We start from the raw sequence: 16,862 nt of genomic DNA, 5'->3' as shown, positions 1-16,862 counted from the left end.
CGCGTGCTTAGCCGGCCACCACCGGTGCCGATGGCTTGGCCACCGAACACAGGCGAATGGAGTCAGCGAGGATTTCAATCGCTTTCGGACGCGGGAAGCTCGCACGCCAGGCGATGGCCACGGTGCGAAACGGCACCGGCGCCGACAACGGCCGAACTTCGATCACGCCAGGGGCGTAGTGGTGGCTGTCGACGGCCGACAGCGGCAGGATCGAAACCCCGAGGCCGGAGGCAACCATGTGGCGGATGGTTTCCAGCGAACTGGATTCCACCGTGGTGTGTTTGGCGCCGTCGTTGCCTTTGGTCAGGGTCGGGCAGGCTTCCAGTACCTGATCGCGGAAGCAGTGGCCTTCGCCGAGCAACAGCAGGCTCTTGTCATTGAGCAGGCTGGCGTCGATGGATTCTTTTTGTGTCCAAGGGTGCTGCGCCGGCATCAGGACGTAGAACGGCTCATCGTAGAGCTGCAGGGTCAGGACGTCGGCTTCATTGAACGGCAGGGCGATGATGATCGCGTCGAGCTCGCCGTTGCGCAGCTTGTCACGCAGGATGTGGGTGAAGTTTTCTTCGATGTACAACGGCATCTGCGGGGCAACCCGGTGCAGTTGCGGGATCAGGTGCGGGAACAGGTACGGGCCGACGGTGTAGATCGCGCCGACTTTCAGCGGGGCGGTCAGTTGGTTCTTGCCGGCTTGGGCCAATTCGCGAATGCCTTGGGCCTGCTCCAGGACTTTCTGTGCCTGGGCCACGATGCCTTCGCCAACCGGGGTCAGGCGCACGGCGCTTTTGCTGCGCTCGAAAATCAGCACACCGAGTTCGTCTTCAAGCTTTTTCACGCCCACCGAAAGGGTCGGTTGGCTGACGTGGCAACGCTCGGCTGCATGGCCGAAGTGCTGCTCTTGGGCGAGGGTAACGATGTAGCGTAATTCTGTGAGGGTCATAGCAAGCGTCCATGAAGTTGCGAGCCAAGCATACCGGCTGCAATCGATAGACGCACGTTATCAGACTGTGTGTATCGGGTGACACCGGACAATGCCGGTTTGCCGCTGGCAGATACGTAAAAGGCACCTTTCGATGCCTTTGGTGGATCGCTGCAGAATCTGTAGAAGCGAGCTTGCTCGCGATAGCGCTCCAACAGTCAACGATGATGTTGGACGTCAGGCAGCAATCGCGAGCAAGCTCGCTCCCCTATTGATCAGCGCCGGGCTTTATCCAGCGAGTAGACAAAGGGCGCAACAATCTCGATGGAGCCGTTGCTCAACATGTCAGCCGGGGGCTTGGGCAGCGGTTGGGCGCGACGGATCATCTCCAGCGTGGCCCGGTCAAGATCGGCCGTACCAGAGGCGCCGACCAGTTCGAACGACAACACCTTGCCTTCAGCGTCCACCACGAACCGCAGGCGGTTCATGCCTTGTTTGCCCCGTGCCTGTGCACTGGCCGGGTACTTTTTGTACTTGGCCAAATGTGCGAGCAGGGCGCCTTGCCAACTGGCCTTGGCCGCCACTTGAGCCGCCGATGGGCCAGGGGCTGGCTGAGCGGATTGCTCCGTCGGTGCCGGCGTCGGTGGCGCTTCGCTCGGCTTTGCCTCGGATGGCTTTTCCTTGGGCGGCTCGGGCTTTTTCTCCACAGGCTTGGGCGGTTGAGGCTTGGGCTTGGGTTTGACCGGTTTCGGCACCGCAATCTCGGCCTTGGGGGCTTCGGCGAGCTTCGGGATCGGCAGTTCTTCAACCGGAGCCGGCGGCTGCGGCGGTGTGACGACCTTCGGCGGCGCAGGCGGTGGCGGGGCGGGAAGCGGTGCCAGCTCGACCATCATTGCCTGGGGTGGCAATTCGATGGGCGGGCGAGCCGTCCAGTTTACGGCCAGCGCAACGGCCAGCGCGTGAACACCCAGCACCACGGCCAGGCTCGCGCCGTATCGCGTCAGCTTATGGCGCGTCGTGATCATTTCTTGGCTGCCGACTCGAGACCGACCAGACCCACCTTCAGGTAGCCGGCGGAGCGCAGGGTGTCCATCACGCTCATGAGGTCACCGTAGTCCACGCCCTTGTCGGCCTGGAAGAAGATCGTCGTGTCTTTCTTGCCATGGGTCTTGGCGTCGAGTGTGGCGCCGAGTGTTTCGGCCTTCACTTCGTCTTCGCCGAGGAACAGGCGCTGGTCAGCCTTGACGCTGAGGAATACCGGTTTTTCGGGGCGTGGCGCCGGTTTGGCGGTGGACGCCGGCAGGTCGACCTTGATGTCCACGGTGGCCAGCGGTGCTGCGACCATGAAGATGATCAGCAGCACGAGCATGACGTCGATGAACGGCGTGACGTTGATTTCGTGATTCTCGGCCAGATCGTCGTCCGCGCCTTCTTTCAAATGCAGGCCCATGGCCGATTACCCCACTTTCACCATGTGCGGTGGCGAGCTGCGCTCAGGCTGGTGGTCGAGGTCGCGGCTGACCAGCAGCAGGACCTGCGCCGAAGCGTCGGACACCTGCGCCTTGTAACCGGCGATGGAACGGGCGAATACGTTGTAGATAACGACCGCAGGAATCGCGGCAACCAGCCCCAGTGCCGTCGCCAGCAGGGCTTCGGCGATGCCGGGAGCCACCACGGCGAGGTTGGTGGTCTGGGTCTTTGCGATGCCGATGAAGCTGTTCATGATGCCCCATACGGTACCGAACAGGCCTACGAACGGCGCCGTGGAACCGATGGTGGCGAGCACGCCGGTACCGCTGCTCATGTTGCGACCGCAGGCAGCGACCAGGCGTTCGAGGCGGAAGCTGACGCGTTCCTTGATACCTTCCTTCTCGCGGCTATTGACCGACAGGCGCATTTCTTCGAGGGCGTCGTGCACCAGCAGGTTAGCGAGGGTGCCAGCCTTTGCCGCAGTGACGCTGGCTTCCTTGAGCGAGGCAGATTTTTTCAGCTGGGCGATTTCGTCACGCAGACGGCGCTTGGCGCCCATCAGTTCCAGGCCTTTGGCGATCCAGAGGGTCCAGGTGATGATCGAGGCGATGGCCAGACCGATCATGACGATTTTCACGATGATGTCGGCGTTCTGGTACATGCCCCACGGCGACAGGTCGTGGGCCATGCCCAGGGAATTATCGGCTTCGAGGACTTCGGGCGCGTCTTCGCTGGCGACGGCTTGGGTCTGTGCCGGGTCGGCGGCGACCGGAGTGACAGCCGGGGCAGTGTGATCGGCTGGAGCGGGGGCGGTGGCGACGGTCGGAGTGGCTGGTGCTTGGGCGTCGGCGAATGCGGCAACTGGTGCCAGCAGTACGCTGAACAGCAGGGCGGTCAGCGTGCTCCAGATGCGAGGTCGTTTGGTAGGCGAAGCGGAGAGTGGATTGCGTGTCATGCTGGCCGGACCTGAGAGGAAAATTCGATTAATGTTCTTCCAGGCCTCGTGGGGGCCGAGAACAAAGTGGCGTGCATTATTGCAATTAATTCTTGTTAACAAAAGTAATAGAGTCTCTTTTTTTCTTGCATTGCTAACCGCTTGTCCACTGTCGGCGCTAGCTTATCCGTTCCCGAGAGGAGTTTTTTGATGTCCGCACCTTCTGTTCTGATCGCCGGTTGTGGTGATGTCGGTGGTCGTCTGGCCACGCAATTGTTGGCGTTGGGGTGGGAAGTTCATGGCCTGCGGCGTGACATTTCGCGACTGCCCGAGGGTGTCATCGGCGTGGCGGGCGACTTGTTCAATGAAGACTGTCCGGCCACCTGGCCAATCGGTGCCGTGGACTACCTGGTGTATTGCGCGGCGGCTACCGATCACGATGAGGCCGGTTACCGCGCTGCTTACGTGCAGGGCTTGCAACACGTGCTGGGCTGGTTGAACGACTACGGGCAGGTGCCCGAACGTTTGTTGTTCGTTTCCAGCAGCAGTGTTTACGGGCAGCAGCAGGGCGAGTGGGTCGACGAGACTTCGCCGGCCGTGGCGGCTGGCTACTCCGGGCGTGTGATGCTCGAAGCCGAGCAGATTGCGCTCAATAGCGGCATTCCGGCCAGCATTGTGCGGTTGACCGGTATTTATGGTCCAGGCCGCGAGTGGTTACTGACTCAGGTGCGCCGGGGGTATCGCGTGGCGGTCGATCCTCCGCTTTATGCCAATCGGATTCATGCCGATGACGCCGCAGGGTTGATGGCATTTCTCCTTGAGGCCGCTCGACGTGGCGTGGCGTTGGAGGATGTTTATATCGGCGTCGATGATGCACCCGCTGCGTTGGCGGATGTGGTGGGTTGGTTGCGCGAGTACCTGGGGGTGACCGAGTGGGCAGATGACGCCAGCGTACGCCGCACCGGAAGCAAGCGTTGCAGCAACGCGCGGGCGAAGGCCTTGGGCTGGACGCCTAAGTATCCGAGTTTTCGTGAGGGGTATGCGGCGATTCTCGAAGGGCGCTGCTGACGTTCAGGCGCCATAAACACCTGTAGGAGTGAGCAAGCTCGCTCCTACGGGTGTTTATGTATTGCTTACTGCTTCTCGAGCAGCCACTTGCGATCGCCTGGCGTGAACGAAGGCATCTCGTCAGCCTGTGCGGTGTTAACGGTCTGGAAAATTTCCAGTTCTTTGCCTTTGCGGGTAAAGATCCACGCGTTCCCTTGGCCGTTGAGTTGCAGCCACATGTTGTCGTTGCCGCCGCTCATCGACGCACAATCGCCAGCCAGGCACAGCGCGTAGCGATCAGTGTTCGGCAGGCCGCTGACCTGGCCGTCGGCCTGGAACTGCACAGTGTTGCCTTCGCCCGGGCCGCTGACGATTTTCCAGTTACCGCCCATGTAGGCTGAGTAGAGTGCCCGTTCGAAGCTGGCGCCGATCGGCGCGCCATCCGGTACGGGGATCAATGCGCGGTCGAAGACTTGTGCCGGTTCGTTCTCGGTCGAGGCCTGGCTCAATTGCTTGCCATCGCGCTTCAACTCACTGCTGGAACTGCCATAAAAGTCGACTTTCCAGGCGTTGGACTCTTCGCCCAGCAGCTTGCCTTCGACATTTTCAAAACCATTGGTGTAGCGGGCCTGAGCAGCCTTGGTGTTGACGTTCCATTCCAGGTTCGGACCATAGGCCTGGAGCGCTTCACGCAGGGGAACGCCTTTGGATGCCGCGTCAATCGCCACCTGGTTGATCCAGGTGCCGCTGATATCACGGTCGGCAGGGTTGCTGGCACATCCGCCCAAAAAAAGGGCGAGCAGCGAGAGAGCAAGCGCTTTGCGCATGGTGGAATCCTTTCAAACTTTCTTTACAGCTGAGCAGTCGGCGCAGCCTCAGGCTGCGCCAGACGCATTACTCGATGACCAGGATGGCATCCATTTCAACTTGCGAACCCTTTGGCAGGGCCGCTACGCCGATGGCGGCGCGGGCAGGGTAAGGCTGGTCGAAGTACTTGCCCATGATCTCGTTGACCTTGGCGAAGTGGCTCAGGTCGGTGAGGAAGATGTTCAGTTTGACGATGTCCTTGAACGAGCCACCGGCAGCTTCAGCCACGGCCTTGAGGTTCTCGAAGACCTGGACGGTCTGGGCTTCGAAGCCTTCAACCAGTTCCATGGTTTTTGGGTCCAGAGGAATTTGACCCGACATGTAAACGGTGTTGCCAGCCTTGATCGCCTGAGAGTAAGTACCGATGGCGGCCGGGGCCTTGTCGCTGGTGATAACGGTCTTGGTCATGAATGACTCCTTGTAAGGGTTGGATGGCTACGCACGCATGCGGGTGATGCGGATCACCCCGGTCAGGGCGCGCAGTTTCTTGATCACGCGGGCCAGGTGCACGCGGTCGTGCACGCTGACCACCAGTTGGACCACGCTGATGCGACCATCGCGTTCGTCCATGCTGATTTTTTCGATGTTGCCGTCGGCCGCATTGACGCTGCTGGCCAGCAGGGCGATCAGGCCACGCTGGTGTTCCAGCTCGACACGCAGTTCGACATTGAATTCGCCGGTGACATCCTTGGCCCACGAGAGCTGGATACATTTTTCCGGGTTGTGGCGGATTTCGCTGATGTTACGGCAGTTGTCCAGGTGCACGACCATGCCTTTGCCCGCGGACAGGTGGCCGACAATCGGGTCGCCCGGGATCGGTGTGCAGCACTTGGCGTAGCTCAGCACCAGGCCTTCGGTGCCGCGAATGGCCAGCGGACCTTCCGGGCTCGGTAGCTGTTCACCTTCGCCGAGCAGGCGCCGGGCGACAACGTAGGCCATGCGATTGCCCAGGCCAATGTCTTCCAGCAGGTCTTCGATCAGCTCGAGGCGGTACTCGGTGAGCATGGCCTTGACGCGCTCGGCCGGAATTTTTTCCAGCGAGCTGTCGAAGCCGTTGAGGACTTTGTTCAGCAGGCGTTCGCCCAGGCTGATGGACTCGGAGCGGCGTTGCAGCTTCAGCGCATGGCGGATGTGCGTACGCGCCTTGCCGGTGACCACGAAGTTGAGCCACGCCGGGTTCGGCCGCGCACCCGGAGCGCTGACGATCTCGACCGTAGAGCCGCTTTGCAGAGGTTCGGACAGTGGCGCGAGTCGACGGTTGATCCGGCAGGCGATGCAGCTGTTGCCCACGTCGGTATGTACCGCATAAGCGAAGTCGACCGCCGTGGAGCCCTTGGGCAACTCCATGATCCGGCCTTTGGGCGTGAACACGTAGACCTCGTCCGGGAACAGGTCGATCTTCACGCTTTCGATGAATTCCAGCGAGTTGCCGGCGCGCTGCTGCATTTCCAGCACGCCTTTGACCCATTGGCGCGCGCGGGCGTGAGTGCCTTTTGGCTGCTCATCGCCGCTGGATTTATACAGCCAATGGGCGGCGATGCCGTTGTTGGCCATCTCTTCCATTTCGCGGGTGCGGATCTGGATTTCGATCGGAACGCCATGCATGCCGAACAGCGTCGTGTGCAGTGACTGATAGCCGTTGGCCTTGGGGATCGCGATGTAATCCTTGAAACGACCCGGCAACGGCTTGTACAAATTATGCACGGCACCCAGGACGCGGTAGCAGGTATCGACCTTGTCGACGATGATCCGGAACGCGTAGACGTCCATGATCTCGTTGAAGGCCCGACGCTTGCCGCGCATTTTCTTGTAGATGCCGTAGAGGTGTTTCTGTCGACCGCTGACCTCGCCCTGAATGCCGTCGATGGCCAGACAGTGGCTGAGGGATTCCTCGATCTTGTTGACGATTTCCTTGCGGTTGCCCCGGGCGCGCTTGACCGCTTGGTAGATTCGCGCGGAACGCATCGGGTGCATGGCCTTGAAGCCGAGGTCTTCGAATTCAATGCGGATGGCGTGCATGCCCAGCCGGTTGGCGATGGGCGCATAGATTTCCAGGGTTTCCTTGGCGATGCGCCGACGTTTTTCGCCGGACAGCACTTCCAGCGTGCGCATGTTGTGCAGGCGGTCGGCCAGCTTGACCAGGATCACGCGAATGTCACGTGCCATGGCCATGGCCATTTTCTGGAAGTTTTCAGCCTGGGCTTCGGCCTTGGTCTCGAAGTTCATCTGGGTCAGTTTGCTGACCCCGTCGACCAGTTCGGCCACGGTTTCGCCGAACTGCGCCTGCAGCGCTTCCTTGGCAATACCGGTGTCTTCGATCACGTCATGCAGCATGGCCGCCATCAAACTCTGATGGTCCATGTGCATGTCGGCAAGAATATTCGCCACCGCGAGCGGGTGCGTGACGTACGCCTCGCCACTGCGGCGGCGTTGGCCGTCGTGGGCTTGTTCGGCGTAGAAATACGCTCGGCGGACCAGATTGACCTGGTCCTTGCCGAGGTAGGTCGATATGCGATCGGCGAGGGCGTCTATGCTCGGCATGATGACTCCTGCCGTAAGCTGTGATCCCGCGCCGTGCTACGTCGACCAGGCATAGGCTTAGACGGCCTCGTTGGACTCGTCCTCGAATGCAGCAAAAAGCGGTTCATCTTCAACGATTTCGGCTTCGGCGATAGCTGCGTAGTCGATCAGGCCTTCAGCGATTTCACGCAGGGCGACGACGGTAGGCTTGTCGTTTTCCCATGCTACTTTCGGCTCTTTGCCGCCGGTGGCCAGTTGACGGGCACGCTTGGTAGAGAGCATGACCAGCTCAAAGCGGTTATCCACGTGTTCTAGGCAGTCTTCAACGGTTACGCGGGCCATGGTCTTCCTCGTAGCAAATGCAATATGCGCGCTGCCCGGATGGGCGAGCGGACTCAACAGTTTAAAAAATCACCAGCGATTAGGGAAGCGCTGATTTTTTGATCAAGCCCTTCAACGCGCTGCAAGTGCCAATGTAAAGCCCTCGCAGCGGTTTTGGGAAGAGCTGTTTAACCGAGCAATTCAGCCAGCAATTTGCCGAAACGCTGTTGTTGGCGTTTCTGTTGCAGCTGATTGGCGCGGAAAATTGCCTTCAGGTCGTGCAGCGCGTGGGCGAAATCGTCGTTGATGATCAGGTAGTCGTAGTCGACATAATGGCTCATTTCGCTGACGGCTTCGCGCATGCGGCCGTCAATGATCTCGTCGCTGTCCTGGCCACGGTTGGTCAGACGTTGGTGCAGGGCCTGAAGCGATGGCGGCAGAATGAAGATCGAGCGGGCCTTGGGCATCAGTTGACGCACTTGCTCGGCACCCTGCCAGTCGATTTCCAGGATCAGGTCGTGGCCTTCGTCGAGGGTCTGCTGCAGGTGGCTTTGCGAGGTGCCGTAGAGATTGCCGAAAACCTCGGCGCGCTCGAGGAAATCCCCGTGCTCGATCATCTTCACGAACTCGCTGCGTTCGACGAAGTGGTAGTTCACGCCGTTCACTTCACCGGGGCGCATGGCGCGGGTGGTGTGGGAAATCGAGACGCGGATCTCGGGATCGGCGTCGGTCAGGGCCTTGACCAGGCTGCTTTTGCCCGCGCCCGATGGGGCGGAAATAATGTACAGGGTGCCGGTGCTGTGGGTCATGTCGGGAATGCCTTACTCAATATTCTGCACTTGTTCGCGCATCTGCTCGATCAACACCTTGAGGTTGACCGCAGCCTGGGTGCTGCGCGGGTCGAAGGCTTTGGAGCCCAGTGTGTTGGCTTCGCGGTTGAGCTCCTGCATCAGGAAATCCAGGCGCCGCCCGGCAGCGCCACCGGACTTGAGTACCCGGCGAACTTCAATGATGTGAGTGCTCAGGCGATCCAGTTCTTCGGCGACGTCGCTCTTTTGCGCGAGCATGACCATTTCCTGCTCCAGGCGCTGCGGGTCCATCTCGGCCTTCATGTCGGCGAAACGGTCGAGGACCTTCTGACGCTGGGTGGCGAGCATCTGCGGGACCAATTCGCGCAAGGTCACCACGTCTTCTTCAATGGAGGTCAGGCGCTCGTTGATCAACCGCGCCAGCTCCGCGCCTTCGCGCTCGCGGCCGGACTTGAGTTCCTTCAGTCCCTGGTTGAACAGCGCCAGTGCTTCGGCGTTCAGCGCTTGCGGGTCGGTGGCATCGCCTACCAGCACGCCGGGCCAGGCGAGGACTTCGAGGGGGTTCAGCGCTGCCGGATTTTTGATCAGGCTGGCGATCGTCTCGGCGGCGGCGACCAATTGCGCGGCGCGCGCCTGGTCGACTTGCAGCGGTTTGCCCGTGTTTTCTTCGGTGAAGCGCAGGGTGCATTCGAGCTTGCCCCGGGACACGCCCTGGCGCAGGGCTTCGCGCACGGCACCTTCAAGGTCGCGAAAAGACTCGGGCAGACGCAAGTGGGGTTCCAGGTACCGGCTGTTGACCGAGCGCAGTTCCCAGCTCAGGGTGCCCTGAACGCCGGCTTTCTCGACGCGGGCGAAGGCGGTCATGCTGTGCACCATGGCGGTACCTCGCAATGCAGATCGGCCGGAACAGCGATTCCGGTCATCCGATATCAATGAATTTAAGCCGACTGGCAGCAAAGGCGCAGGATTGTAGCGCAGTGGTACGTATGCGCCCAAACACAGGCTGTCACAAACGGCTGCAAAGCTTCGGCGACGGGCTGTTCAGAGCCTTCGGTCGTCGGAGGATTTTTTTAGAAGTGCCCAGCGATGGCCGTCGGCTCTATAATGCTCCGCAGTTTTCCGTCCCCGTACAGGTATCCCTTATGAAACGTCCAAGTGGTCGCGCTGCCGATCAGCTCCGCTCGATCCGCATTACCCGCAACTACACCAAACACGCCGAGGGATCTGTACTGGTCGAGTTCGGTGATACCAAAGTCATCTGCACCGTCAGCGTCGAGAATGGCGTGCCGCGTTTTCTCAAAGGTCAGGGCCAGGGCTGGCTGACGGCCGAATACGGCATGCTGCCGCGCGCCACCGGTGAGCGTAACCAGCGTGAAGCAAGCCGCGGCAAGCAAGGCGGTCGCACTCTGGAGATCCAGCGCCTGATCGGCCGTTCCCTGCGCGCTTCGCTGGACATGTCCAAGCTGGGCGACGTTACCCTGTACGTCGACTGCGACGTGATCCAGGCCGACGGCGGCACCCGTACCGCATCCATCACTGGTGCCATGGTTGCGCTGGTCGATGCCTTGAAAGTGATCAAGAAGCGCGGCGGCCTCAAGGGCGGCGACCCGCTAAAGCAAATGATCGGTGCCGTTTCGGTGGGCATGTATCAGGGCGAGCCAGTGCTGGACCTCGATTACCTGGAAGACTCCGCTGCCGAGACCGACCTGAACGTGGTGATGACCAGTACCGGTGGTTTCATCGAAGTCCAGGGTACTGCCGAAGGCGCACCGTTCCAGCCTGAAGAGCTGAACGCCATGCTGGAACTGGCGAAGAAAGGCATGAACGAGATCTTCGACCTGCAAAAGGCTGCACTGGCTGACTAACCGGAATGGTCCAGGCAAGGAGGGCGCCATGAGTGACGAACAGCAGCTGCTTCCCACCCCGAGCAAAGAGGTTCGGCAGTGGGCGATGTTTTGTCACCTGTCCGCCTTGCTGGGGATCTGGATTCCATTCGGTACCTTGATCGGCCCATTGATTCTCTGGCAGATGAAGCGTGAGATGGACCCGTTTGTCGATGCGCAGGGCAAGGAAGCACTGAACTTTCAGCTCACTGTCGCCATAGCTTCTGCCATTTGTTTTTTGCTGATGGTGGTGATCGTCGGATTCTTCCTGTTTGGTCTGATCGCGATTGGTGCGTTGGTACTGACCATTATTGCTGGAGTGAAAGCCAATGAAGGGGTGCCTTATCGGTATCCGTTCACCTGGCGGCTGATCAAATAAGCAATCCGTGCCCTGTCGGCATGAGTTTATTGGCCAGAAAAGACGACATTACTCGCTTATCTTTTTCGATTTAAAACAAATGCCCCGATTTCGGGGCATTTGCTCTTCTAAAACAGTTGAGTGTTTCAAGTTGTGTGAAGCGCTTGTCACTGCAAAATTCAGGCGCTGTAGAAATTTTCTCATACACATATATACAATCGTCTTACACGTTTAGTCACAACTGCAACGCTTTAACACGGCCTATCTGCTTGGCAATGAGACTTGGTGGTTGATAAGGTTGCGCCAAGTAATATTTATCTAGAAATATTTCGATATATTCAAACCATTGACGGTCCTTGAATCTCAATTAATCAGTGTTGAGTGATCAACCTGTTCAAGAGGCGAGTCCAGGTAAAAAGTTCGCCCCTGAATATATATCAATGAATTATTCCAATGCTTCAGCTTGATTTTTACGGAACACTTGTGGCTGCCTCCCTGGTGCTGTTACTGGGACGAGGGCTTGTCACGCGTGTCGGCTTTTTACGTACTTACAATATCCCTGAGCCTGTAGCAGGAGGACTGCTGGTTGCTCTGGCTCTCCTGGCCCTGCGAGGCCTGGACATTGAAGTTCGATTTGATACTTCACTGCAGACACCTTTGATGTTGGCGTTTTTTGCCACCATTGGCTTGAGTGCAGATTTCGCCAGCTTGAAGAAAGGCGGGCGCATAGTGGGGATTTTTCTACTGGCGGTCATCGGGCTTCTGGTGGTCCAGAATGCCATGGGCATCGGTCTCGCAACGGCGTTGGGGCTCGATCCCTTGATGGGCCTGCTGACAGGCTCCGTTACGTTGGCGGGTGGGCACGGTACAGGCGCGGCGTGGAGCGCGACGTTCAGCGAGAAGTATGGCCTGGCCTCTGCTTCCGAGCTGGCGATGGCTTCTGCAACCTTTGGCCTGGTCCTGGGCGGATTGATTGGTGGGCCGGTCGCTCGCCTGCTCATCAACCGTGTTCAGGTGCCCGGCCTTGAGCAGGCAAAGCCAGGGATGCCCAGGGGCTTTGAGCAACCGAACAAAGAGCGCTCGATCACGCCATTTTCGTTCATCGAGACGCTCGCGCTGATTGCGGTCAGCTTGCTGGCAGGTTCTCTCCTGAATGGTCTGTTGAAGGACACCGCCTTTGAGCTGCCGACGTTCGTTTGCGTCTTGTTCGTGGGTGTGGTTTTGCGCAACGGTCTTTCCGCACTTGGCTTGTATCAGGTGTTTGAACGTGAAGTTTCAGTGCTGGGTAATGTCAGCTTGTCGCTGTTTCTGGCGATTGCGCTAATGTCACTCAAACTTTGGGACCTGGCTGCACTGGCGTTGCCTATCTTCATTATCCTGACTGCGCAAACCCTGGTCATGGCGCTATTCGCGATGTTCGTGACTTTCAGGGTCATGGGCAGCAACTACGATGCGGCAGTGCTGGCGGCAGGACACTGCGGTTTCGGGCTGGGTGCCACGCCAACGGCGATCGCTAACATGCAAGCGGTGACTCAGCGTTATGGGCCTTCGCAGATAGCATTTCTGGTGGTGCCGATGGTAGGGGCGTTCTTCATCGACATCATTAATGTGATCGTGATCAAGTTGTACCTTGCGTTGCCGATCTTCGCCGCTACCTGAAGATCCGAACACTGCTGATGATCCAAAAAAAATGCCCGTATCTTGCGATACAGGCATTTTTCATTCGATACAACGCTTAGATGGTCAGCGTCCAGTCGTAGTCCACGATCAGCGGCGCGTGTTGCGAGAACCGCGGCTGGCGTGGCAAGCGTGCGCTGCGTACGAAGCGACGCAGACCCGGGGTCAGCAGTTGATAGTCGAAACGCCAACCGAGGTTGAGCATTTCGGCTTGTTCATTATCCGGCCACCAGCTGTACTGATCGCCTTCACGGCTGACTTCGCGCAGGGCATCGACATAGCCCATGTTGCCGACAATCTCGTCCATCCAGGCACGTTCAGGTGCCAGGAAGCCCGGGGATTGCTGGCTGTCACGCCAGTTCTTGATATCCAGCTTCTGTTGCGCCACGTACAGCGAGCCACAGTAAATGTACTCGCGACGTTTGCGTCGCTGTTTATCCAGGTAACGGGCGAAGTCGTCCATTAGCTTGAACTTCTGGTTCAAGTCTTCATCGCCGTTCTGCCCCGAAGGGAGCAGCAAGGTCGCGATGCTGACCTTGTCGAAATCGGCTTGCAGGTAGCGCCCGTAGCGGTCGGCCGTCTCGAAACCGAGACCGCTGATGACAGCCTTCGGTTGCAGCCGCGAATACAAAGCCACGCCACCTTGGGCGGGGACTTCGGCATCGCAGGCATAAAGGAAGTATCCATCCAGTTGGAAGGCTGGATCGTCCAGTTCAAAGGCGGAGGCGCGGGTGTCCTGCAGGCAGATGACGTCGGCATTCTGTGCTTGCAGCCAACTGAGCAAACCACGCTCGACTGCAGCCTGAATACCATTGACGTTCACACTGATGATCCGCATAAATGGCCCCAAAAATCGCGTGCGTGTATGATACACGGCGTCAAGCTAATTAGCTAAATCCGTGGTATTTGGGGTTTTTCCATGCAAGCGTATCAGCGCGATTTCATTCGTTTTGCCATCGATCGCGGCGTTTTGCGCTTCGGTGAGTTCACCCTGAAGTCCGGACGTACCAGTCCTTACTTCTTCAATGCGGGCCTGTTCAATACAGGTTCGGCCCTGGCGCAGCTGGGGCGTTTCTATGCCGCAGCCATTGCCGAGAGCGGTATTTCCTTCGATGTGCTGTTCGGTCCGGCCTACAAAGGCATCCCGTTGGCGGCGACCACTGCGGTGGCATTGGCCGAGCATCACAACCGTGACCTGCCCTGGTGCTTCAACCGCAAGGAAGCCAAGGCACACGGCGAAGGCGGCAGCCTGGTCGGCGCACCATTGACAGGCAACGTGTTGATCATCGACGACGTGATCACTGCTGGCACCGCCATTCGCGAGGTGATGCAAATCATCGCGTCCCAGGACGGCGCCAAGGCCGCTGGCGTGCTAATCGCCCTGAACCGTCAGGAGCGTGGCAACGGCGAGCTGTCGGCGATCCAGGAAGTGGAGCGCGATTTCGGTATCCCGGTGATCAGCATCGTTTCGCTGAACCAGGTGCTGGAGTTCCTGGCGGACGATCCGCAGCTCAAGCAGCACTTGCCGGCTGTAGAAGCGTACCGCGCTCAGTTCGGCGTCTAAGCGCAATCCCATGTGTGAGCGAGCCCGCTCGCGATGGACATCAGAGCACTGCTTTTCGTCAGGTACCCCGCGTTATCGTTGACGATTTTCGCGAGCAGGCTCGCTCCTACAAGGATCGCAGGCAAAAAAGACCCCGCGCAGCCAGGCTGAGCGGGGTCTTTTTGTTTGCGTCATCAGTGCAGCCTCCGCCATTTTCCTGTCAGTTTCAGTGACAGTCCCCAGTTGAACAGCGCAAAAACCAGCAGTGCCATGACGACCAGCACGTAAAGCGTGCGGTCCACATCGAAATTCCACAGATCCAGCCTGCTGCTACGCATGATTCCAACGGCGGCCGGCAGGTTGATATAAAACAGTGCTGTAAAGGCGCATGCCAGGGGCAGAGCGCAACCGAAAAGAACACCAGAAATCATCTCTCGACTACGCTTCCTGGCCAGTGGACCTGGTTGCTTTTCATCCAGCCGCAACGCCTCATGCAGCTTGGGCCATGCCAGGTTGAACATGAAGGTGGTCAGGGTCAGCAGTAAGCCGCTGACCGCGACTACGTCACTGAACGGCATTCAGGCCCAGTGTCTGGCACAACAGCGCGTGGGAATCCTCACTGATTTCGAACTGACCTGCACTGCCTTTGCGTTTGATGATGGGTTTGAAGGTCGGCTCGTTCTGTGTGATCAACATATTCAGTTCATCGCGGATGACATCCGAACTGATCACGACCAAATACACCGTCTGAGCATGCTCCGCAGACTCGATCACGGCTCGCATGCTGTGTTGCAGAATCTCGTCCAGTTGATTCCGAAAGCGTGACACAGTGTTTTTCAGCAGCGTTTTGCTTTGGCTCTGGGTCAGCTGGAAAATCGTCGATATCTGCGATTCCGTCGGCAGTGTCTGCCCGAAGTAACTTTGAATCAGGTACAGCAAACGGTCATGTTTGGCTTCATCGGCCCGGCTTGGCATGCCGCCTTCAACCAGCATTTTCAAGTATTCGGTCAGACTTGCCTTGGCGATACGCTGTAAGGCGTGAGCAATTTCCGTGTCTGAAATCTTCAGGGTTTTTTTGACCGGTTCCTTCTGCTCTTGCTCGAAAGCCTGGGCATCGATCGTGAACGAGATCTGCATGGCTCAGTGCCTCCGTGGCTACTTTTTACTAACAGGGCTGGTTGTCTCGGCCTGATTGATATCGACGGTTTTTTCGGTTTTTTGCGGGTAGGGATCAATGACCGCGTCACCCTGGCCGGTGAGAACTTTCCAGCCATTTTGCGTGTGCGTCGATTTCTTATATTGAGGGCAAGGAGGAATCGAGGTTTTTGCCTGATTCGAATACTGATGTCCGCAGTCCACACACTCAAAAGTGCCGGATGAAACATCGCTACCGTAAAGAACGTAGTTTTTTTGCATGAGGTAGTTCTCCTGTGGATACAGGGAAGATCCTATGCGGACAAATGCTGGTGGGATGTCGGACGTTTCGCTAATTCGGGTAGGGCATTTCTTGTGCGCATAAAAAAGATCGCAGATCTCATCAGATCCTACGGAATATTCATACATCCGTAGGTACCGATGAAGGCTGCGATCTATCGGTATTCGTGAATCAGTGACGCTTGCGATTGCTGATCAAGGTACCCACACCGGTATCGGTGAAGATTTCCAGCAGGATCGCATTCGGCACGCGACCGTCGATGATCAGCGAGCTGCCCACACCGCCTTGAACCGCTTCCAGCGCGCAACGGATCTTCGGCAACATGCCGCCGTAGATGGTGCCATCGGCGATCAGATCGTCGACCTGCTGAGTGCTCAGACCGGTCAGGACCTTGCCCGACTTGTCCATCAGGCCGGCAATGTTGGTCAGCAGCATCAGCTTCTCGGCTTTCAGCGCTTCGGCAACTTTACCGGCCACCAGGTCAGCGTTGATGTTGTACGACTCGCCGTTCTCACCGACGCCGATGGGCGCGATCACCGGGATGAAATTGCCTTTGACCAGCAGGTTCAGCAGTTCGGTGTTGATCCCGACCACTTCGCCTACCTGACCGATGTCGATGATTTCCGGTTGGGTCATCTCCGGCGTCTGACGAGTGACGGTGAGCTTTTTCGCGCGAATCAGCCCGGCGTCTTTACCGGTCAGGCCGATGGCGCTGCCGCCATGACGGTTGATCAGGTTGACGATGTCCTTGTTGACCTGGCCACCGAGGACCATTTCCACGACGTCCATGGTCGCAGCGTCGGTGACGCGCATGCCATCGACGAAATGGCTTTCGATCGACAGGCGCTTGAGCAAATCACCGATTTGCGGGCCGCCACCGTGAACGACTACCGGGTTGATGCCCACGGCTTTCATCAGCACGATGTCGCGGGCGAAGCCGGTTTTCAGCTCCTCGCTTTCCATCGCGTTGCCGCCGTATTTGATCACCAGCGTCTTGCCGACATAACGGCGAATGTAGGGCAGTGCTTCGGACAGGACCTTGGCGGTGTTGGCGGCGGCTTCGCGTTCGAGGGTCATTCAGG

Annotated in this window: 20 protein-coding genes; 5 read left to right on the top strand and 15 right to left on the bottom strand. The window is 58.5% G+C overall.

Translation table 11 applies throughout. The annotated features are described in order from the left end of the window. Positions 1 to 7: 7 nt before the first annotated feature. The 4 genes from ACGJAX_RS05565 to exbB form a co-directional block, all read right to left on the bottom strand. Positions 8 to 937: a hydrogen peroxide-inducible genes activator gene (locus ACGJAX_RS05565; RefSeq protein WP_090326662.1), complete on the bottom strand. Its 930-nt coding sequence runs from the start codon at positions 935 to 937 to the stop codon at positions 8 to 10. Between the two features lie 254 nt (positions 938 to 1,191). After that, the gene (locus ACGJAX_RS05560) at positions 1,192 to 1,941 is read right to left on the bottom strand and encodes an energy transducer TonB (RefSeq protein WP_390957760.1); all 750 of its coding nucleotides are present in this window, start codon (positions 1,939 to 1,941) and stop codon (positions 1,192 to 1,194) included. After that, complete coding sequence (exbD, locus tag ACGJAX_RS05555) at positions 1,938 to 2,366, bottom strand: TonB system transport protein ExbD (protein ID WP_090326656.1); 429 nt, start codon at positions 2,364 to 2,366, stop codon at positions 1,938 to 1,940. The genes ACGJAX_RS05560 and exbD overlap by 4 nt, the downstream gene beginning before the upstream one ends. A gap of 6 nt (positions 2,367 to 2,372) precedes the next feature. Continuing rightward, entirely contained in the window at positions 2,373 to 3,341 is a 969-nt protein-coding gene (gene exbB / locus ACGJAX_RS05550; RefSeq protein WP_390957758.1) for a tonB-system energizer ExbB, read from the bottom strand. A 189-nt stretch (positions 3,342 to 3,530) separates the two neighbouring features. Between exbB and ACGJAX_RS05545 the strand changes: the two genes are divergently transcribed. Next, positions 3,531 to 4,388, top strand: coding sequence for an SDR family oxidoreductase (locus ACGJAX_RS05545; RefSeq protein WP_090326650.1), 858 nt, complete (start codon positions 3,531 to 3,533; stop codon positions 4,386 to 4,388). A 65-nt stretch (positions 4,389 to 4,453) separates the two neighbouring features. Here the strand turns inward: ACGJAX_RS05545 and ACGJAX_RS05540 are convergent, their stop codons facing one another. From ACGJAX_RS05540 to ACGJAX_RS05515, 6 genes are all read right to left on the bottom strand, one after another. Further along, positions 4,454 to 5,194, bottom strand: a complete 741-nt coding sequence (locus ACGJAX_RS05540) for a hypothetical protein (protein ID WP_390957756.1) — start codon at positions 5,192 to 5,194, stop codon at positions 4,454 to 4,456. A gap of 67 nt (positions 5,195 to 5,261) precedes the next feature. After that, complete coding sequence (locus tag ACGJAX_RS05535; protein WP_003229509.1) at positions 5,262 to 5,642, bottom strand: RidA family protein; 381 nt, start codon at positions 5,640 to 5,642, stop codon at positions 5,262 to 5,264. A 27-nt stretch (positions 5,643 to 5,669) separates the two neighbouring features. Further along, positions 5,670 to 7,775 carry a bifunctional GTP diphosphokinase/guanosine-3',5'-bis pyrophosphate 3'-pyrophosphohydrolase gene (gene spoT / locus ACGJAX_RS05530; RefSeq protein WP_090326644.1) on the bottom strand — a complete coding sequence of 702 codons (2,106 nt, stop codon included), beginning with the start codon at positions 7,773 to 7,775 and terminating at the stop codon, positions 5,670 to 5,672. A gap of 57 nt (positions 7,776 to 7,832) precedes the next feature. Beyond that, complete coding sequence (rpoZ, locus tag ACGJAX_RS05525; RefSeq protein ID WP_007921129.1) at positions 7,833 to 8,096, bottom strand: DNA-directed RNA polymerase subunit omega; 264 nt, start codon at positions 8,094 to 8,096, stop codon at positions 7,833 to 7,835. 167 nt (positions 8,097 to 8,263) lie between these two features. Beyond that, a complete protein-coding gene (gmk, locus tag ACGJAX_RS05520) occupies positions 8,264 to 8,884 on the bottom strand; it encodes a guanylate kinase (protein ID WP_090326641.1) in 621 nt (206 codons plus the stop codon). A gap of 12 nt (positions 8,885 to 8,896) precedes the next feature. Continuing rightward, complete coding sequence (locus tag ACGJAX_RS05515; protein WP_090326638.1) at positions 8,897 to 9,760, bottom strand: YicC/YloC family endoribonuclease; 864 nt, start codon at positions 9,758 to 9,760, stop codon at positions 8,897 to 8,899. 266 nt (positions 9,761 to 10,026) lie between these two features. Between ACGJAX_RS05515 and rph the strand changes: the two genes are divergently transcribed. The 3 genes from rph (at position 10,027) to gltS (ending at position 12,784) form a co-directional block, all read left to right on the top strand. Beyond that, entirely contained in the window at positions 10,027 to 10,749 is a 723-nt protein-coding gene (rph, locus tag ACGJAX_RS05510; protein ID WP_090326635.1) for a ribonuclease PH, read from the top strand. A gap of 28 nt (positions 10,750 to 10,777) precedes the next feature. After that, positions 10,778 to 11,146, top strand: a complete 369-nt coding sequence (locus tag ACGJAX_RS05505; RefSeq protein ID WP_090326632.1) for a DUF4870 domain-containing protein — start codon at positions 10,778 to 10,780, stop codon at positions 11,144 to 11,146. 432 nt (positions 11,147 to 11,578) lie between these two features. After that, on the top strand, positions 11,579 to 12,784 hold the full coding sequence (gene gltS / locus ACGJAX_RS05500) for a sodium/glutamate symporter (protein WP_390957752.1): 1,206 nt from the start codon (positions 11,579 to 11,581) through the stop codon (positions 12,782 to 12,784). 76 nt (positions 12,785 to 12,860) lie between these two features. Here gltS and ACGJAX_RS05495 read toward each other — a convergent pair whose 3' ends face one another. Beyond that, on the bottom strand, positions 12,861 to 13,640 hold the full coding sequence (locus ACGJAX_RS05495) for an exodeoxyribonuclease III (RefSeq protein ID WP_003176915.1): 780 nt from the start codon (positions 13,638 to 13,640) through the stop codon (positions 12,861 to 12,863). Between the two features lie 81 nt (positions 13,641 to 13,721). On the opposite strand from ACGJAX_RS05495, the gene pyrE reads away from it, so the two are divergent. Further along, entirely contained in the window at positions 13,722 to 14,366 is a 645-nt protein-coding gene (gene pyrE / locus ACGJAX_RS05490) for an orotate phosphoribosyltransferase (RefSeq protein ID WP_090326626.1), read from the top strand. Positions 14,367 to 14,539: 173 nt separating this feature from the next. Here pyrE and ACGJAX_RS05485 read toward each other — a convergent pair whose 3' ends face one another. The 4 genes from ACGJAX_RS05485 to argB all read right to left on the bottom strand — a co-directional run bounded on the left by ACGJAX_RS05485 (position 14,540) and on the right by argB (position 16,857). Further along, a complete protein-coding gene (locus ACGJAX_RS05485; protein WP_390957749.1) occupies positions 14,540 to 14,923 on the bottom strand; it encodes a hypothetical protein in 384 nt (127 codons plus the stop codon). Then, positions 14,910 to 15,482 (bottom strand): hypothetical protein, encoded by a 573-nt coding sequence (locus ACGJAX_RS05480; RefSeq protein ID WP_390957748.1) that lies wholly within the window; start codon positions 15,480 to 15,482, stop codon positions 14,910 to 14,912. The genes ACGJAX_RS05485 and ACGJAX_RS05480 overlap by 14 nt, the downstream gene beginning before the upstream one ends. An 18-nt stretch (positions 15,483 to 15,500) precedes the next feature. Further along, the gene (locus ACGJAX_RS05475) at positions 15,501 to 15,761 is read right to left on the bottom strand and encodes a hypothetical protein (protein WP_390957746.1); all 261 of its coding nucleotides are present in this window, start codon (positions 15,759 to 15,761) and stop codon (positions 15,501 to 15,503) included. 190 nt (positions 15,762 to 15,951) lie between these two features. Further along, the gene (argB, locus tag ACGJAX_RS05470; protein ID WP_047535093.1) at positions 15,952 to 16,857 is read right to left on the bottom strand and encodes an acetylglutamate kinase; all 906 of its coding nucleotides are present in this window, start codon (positions 16,855 to 16,857) and stop codon (positions 15,952 to 15,954) included. Positions 16,858 to 16,862 lie beyond the last annotated feature (5 nt).

Origin of the sequence: Pseudomonas moorei, assembly GCF_042846945.1 — a bacterium.
GTDB classification, from domain to species: Bacteria; Pseudomonadota; Gammaproteobacteria; order Pseudomonadales; family Pseudomonadaceae; genus Aquipseudomonas; species Aquipseudomonas moorei.
This window is presented reverse-complemented; position numbering and strand designations above follow the sequence as displayed.

Bases quoted from the DNA above. Each gene is read 5' to 3' on its own strand.
- ACGJAX_RS05565 (WP_090326662.1), bottom strand. From the start codon at position 937: ATGACCCTCACAGAATTACGCTACATCGTTACCCTCGCCCAAGAGCAG.
- ACGJAX_RS05560 (WP_390957760.1), bottom strand. From the start codon at position 1,941: ATGATCACGACGCGCCATAAGCTGACGCGATACGGCGCGAGCCTGGCC.
- exbD (WP_090326656.1), bottom strand. From the start codon at position 2,366: ATGGGCCTGCATTTGAAAGAAGGCGCGGACGACGATCTGGCCGAGAAT.
- exbB (WP_390957758.1), bottom strand. From the start codon at position 3,341: ATGACACGCAATCCACTCTCCGCTTCGCCTACCAAACGACCTCGCATC.
- ACGJAX_RS05545 (WP_090326650.1), top strand. From the start codon at position 3,531: ATGTCCGCACCTTCTGTTCTGATCGCCGGTTGTGGTGATGTCGGTGGT.
- ACGJAX_RS05540 (WP_390957756.1), bottom strand. From the start codon at position 5,194: ATGCGCAAAGCGCTTGCTCTCTCGCTGCTCGCCCTTTTTTTGGGCGGA.
- ACGJAX_RS05535 (WP_003229509.1), bottom strand. From the start codon at position 5,642: ATGACCAAGACCGTTATCACCAGCGACAAGGCCCCGGCCGCCATCGGT.
- spoT (WP_090326644.1), bottom strand. From the start codon at position 7,775: ATGCCGAGCATAGACGCCCTCGCCGATCGCATATCGACCTACCTCGGC.
- rpoZ (WP_007921129.1), bottom strand. From the start codon at position 8,096: ATGGCCCGCGTAACCGTTGAAGACTGCCTAGAACACGTGGATAACCGC.
- gmk (WP_090326641.1), bottom strand. From the start codon at position 8,884: ATGACCCACAGCACCGGCACCCTGTACATTATTTCCGCCCCATCGGGC.
- ACGJAX_RS05515 (WP_090326638.1), bottom strand. From the start codon at position 9,760: ATGGTGCACAGCATGACCGCCTTCGCCCGCGTCGAGAAAGCCGGCGTT.
- rph (WP_090326635.1), top strand. From the start codon at position 10,027: ATGAAACGTCCAAGTGGTCGCGCTGCCGATCAGCTCCGCTCGATCCGC.
- ACGJAX_RS05505 (WP_090326632.1), top strand. From the start codon at position 10,778: ATGAGTGACGAACAGCAGCTGCTTCCCACCCCGAGCAAAGAGGTTCGG.
- gltS (WP_390957752.1), top strand. From the start codon at position 11,579: ATGCTTCAGCTTGATTTTTACGGAACACTTGTGGCTGCCTCCCTGGTG.
- ACGJAX_RS05495 (WP_003176915.1), bottom strand. From the start codon at position 13,640: ATGCGGATCATCAGTGTGAACGTCAATGGTATTCAGGCTGCAGTCGAG.
- pyrE (WP_090326626.1), top strand. From the start codon at position 13,722: ATGCAAGCGTATCAGCGCGATTTCATTCGTTTTGCCATCGATCGCGGC.
- ACGJAX_RS05485 (WP_390957749.1), bottom strand. From the start codon at position 14,923: ATGCCGTTCAGTGACGTAGTCGCGGTCAGCGGCTTACTGCTGACCCTG.
- ACGJAX_RS05480 (WP_390957748.1), bottom strand. From the start codon at position 15,482: ATGCAGATCTCGTTCACGATCGATGCCCAGGCTTTCGAGCAAGAGCAG.
- ACGJAX_RS05475 (WP_390957746.1), bottom strand. From the start codon at position 15,761: ATGCAAAAAAACTACGTTCTTTACGGTAGCGATGTTTCATCCGGCACT.
- argB (WP_047535093.1), bottom strand. From the start codon at position 16,857: ATGACCCTCGAACGCGAAGCCGCCGCCAACACCGCCAAGGTCCTGTCC.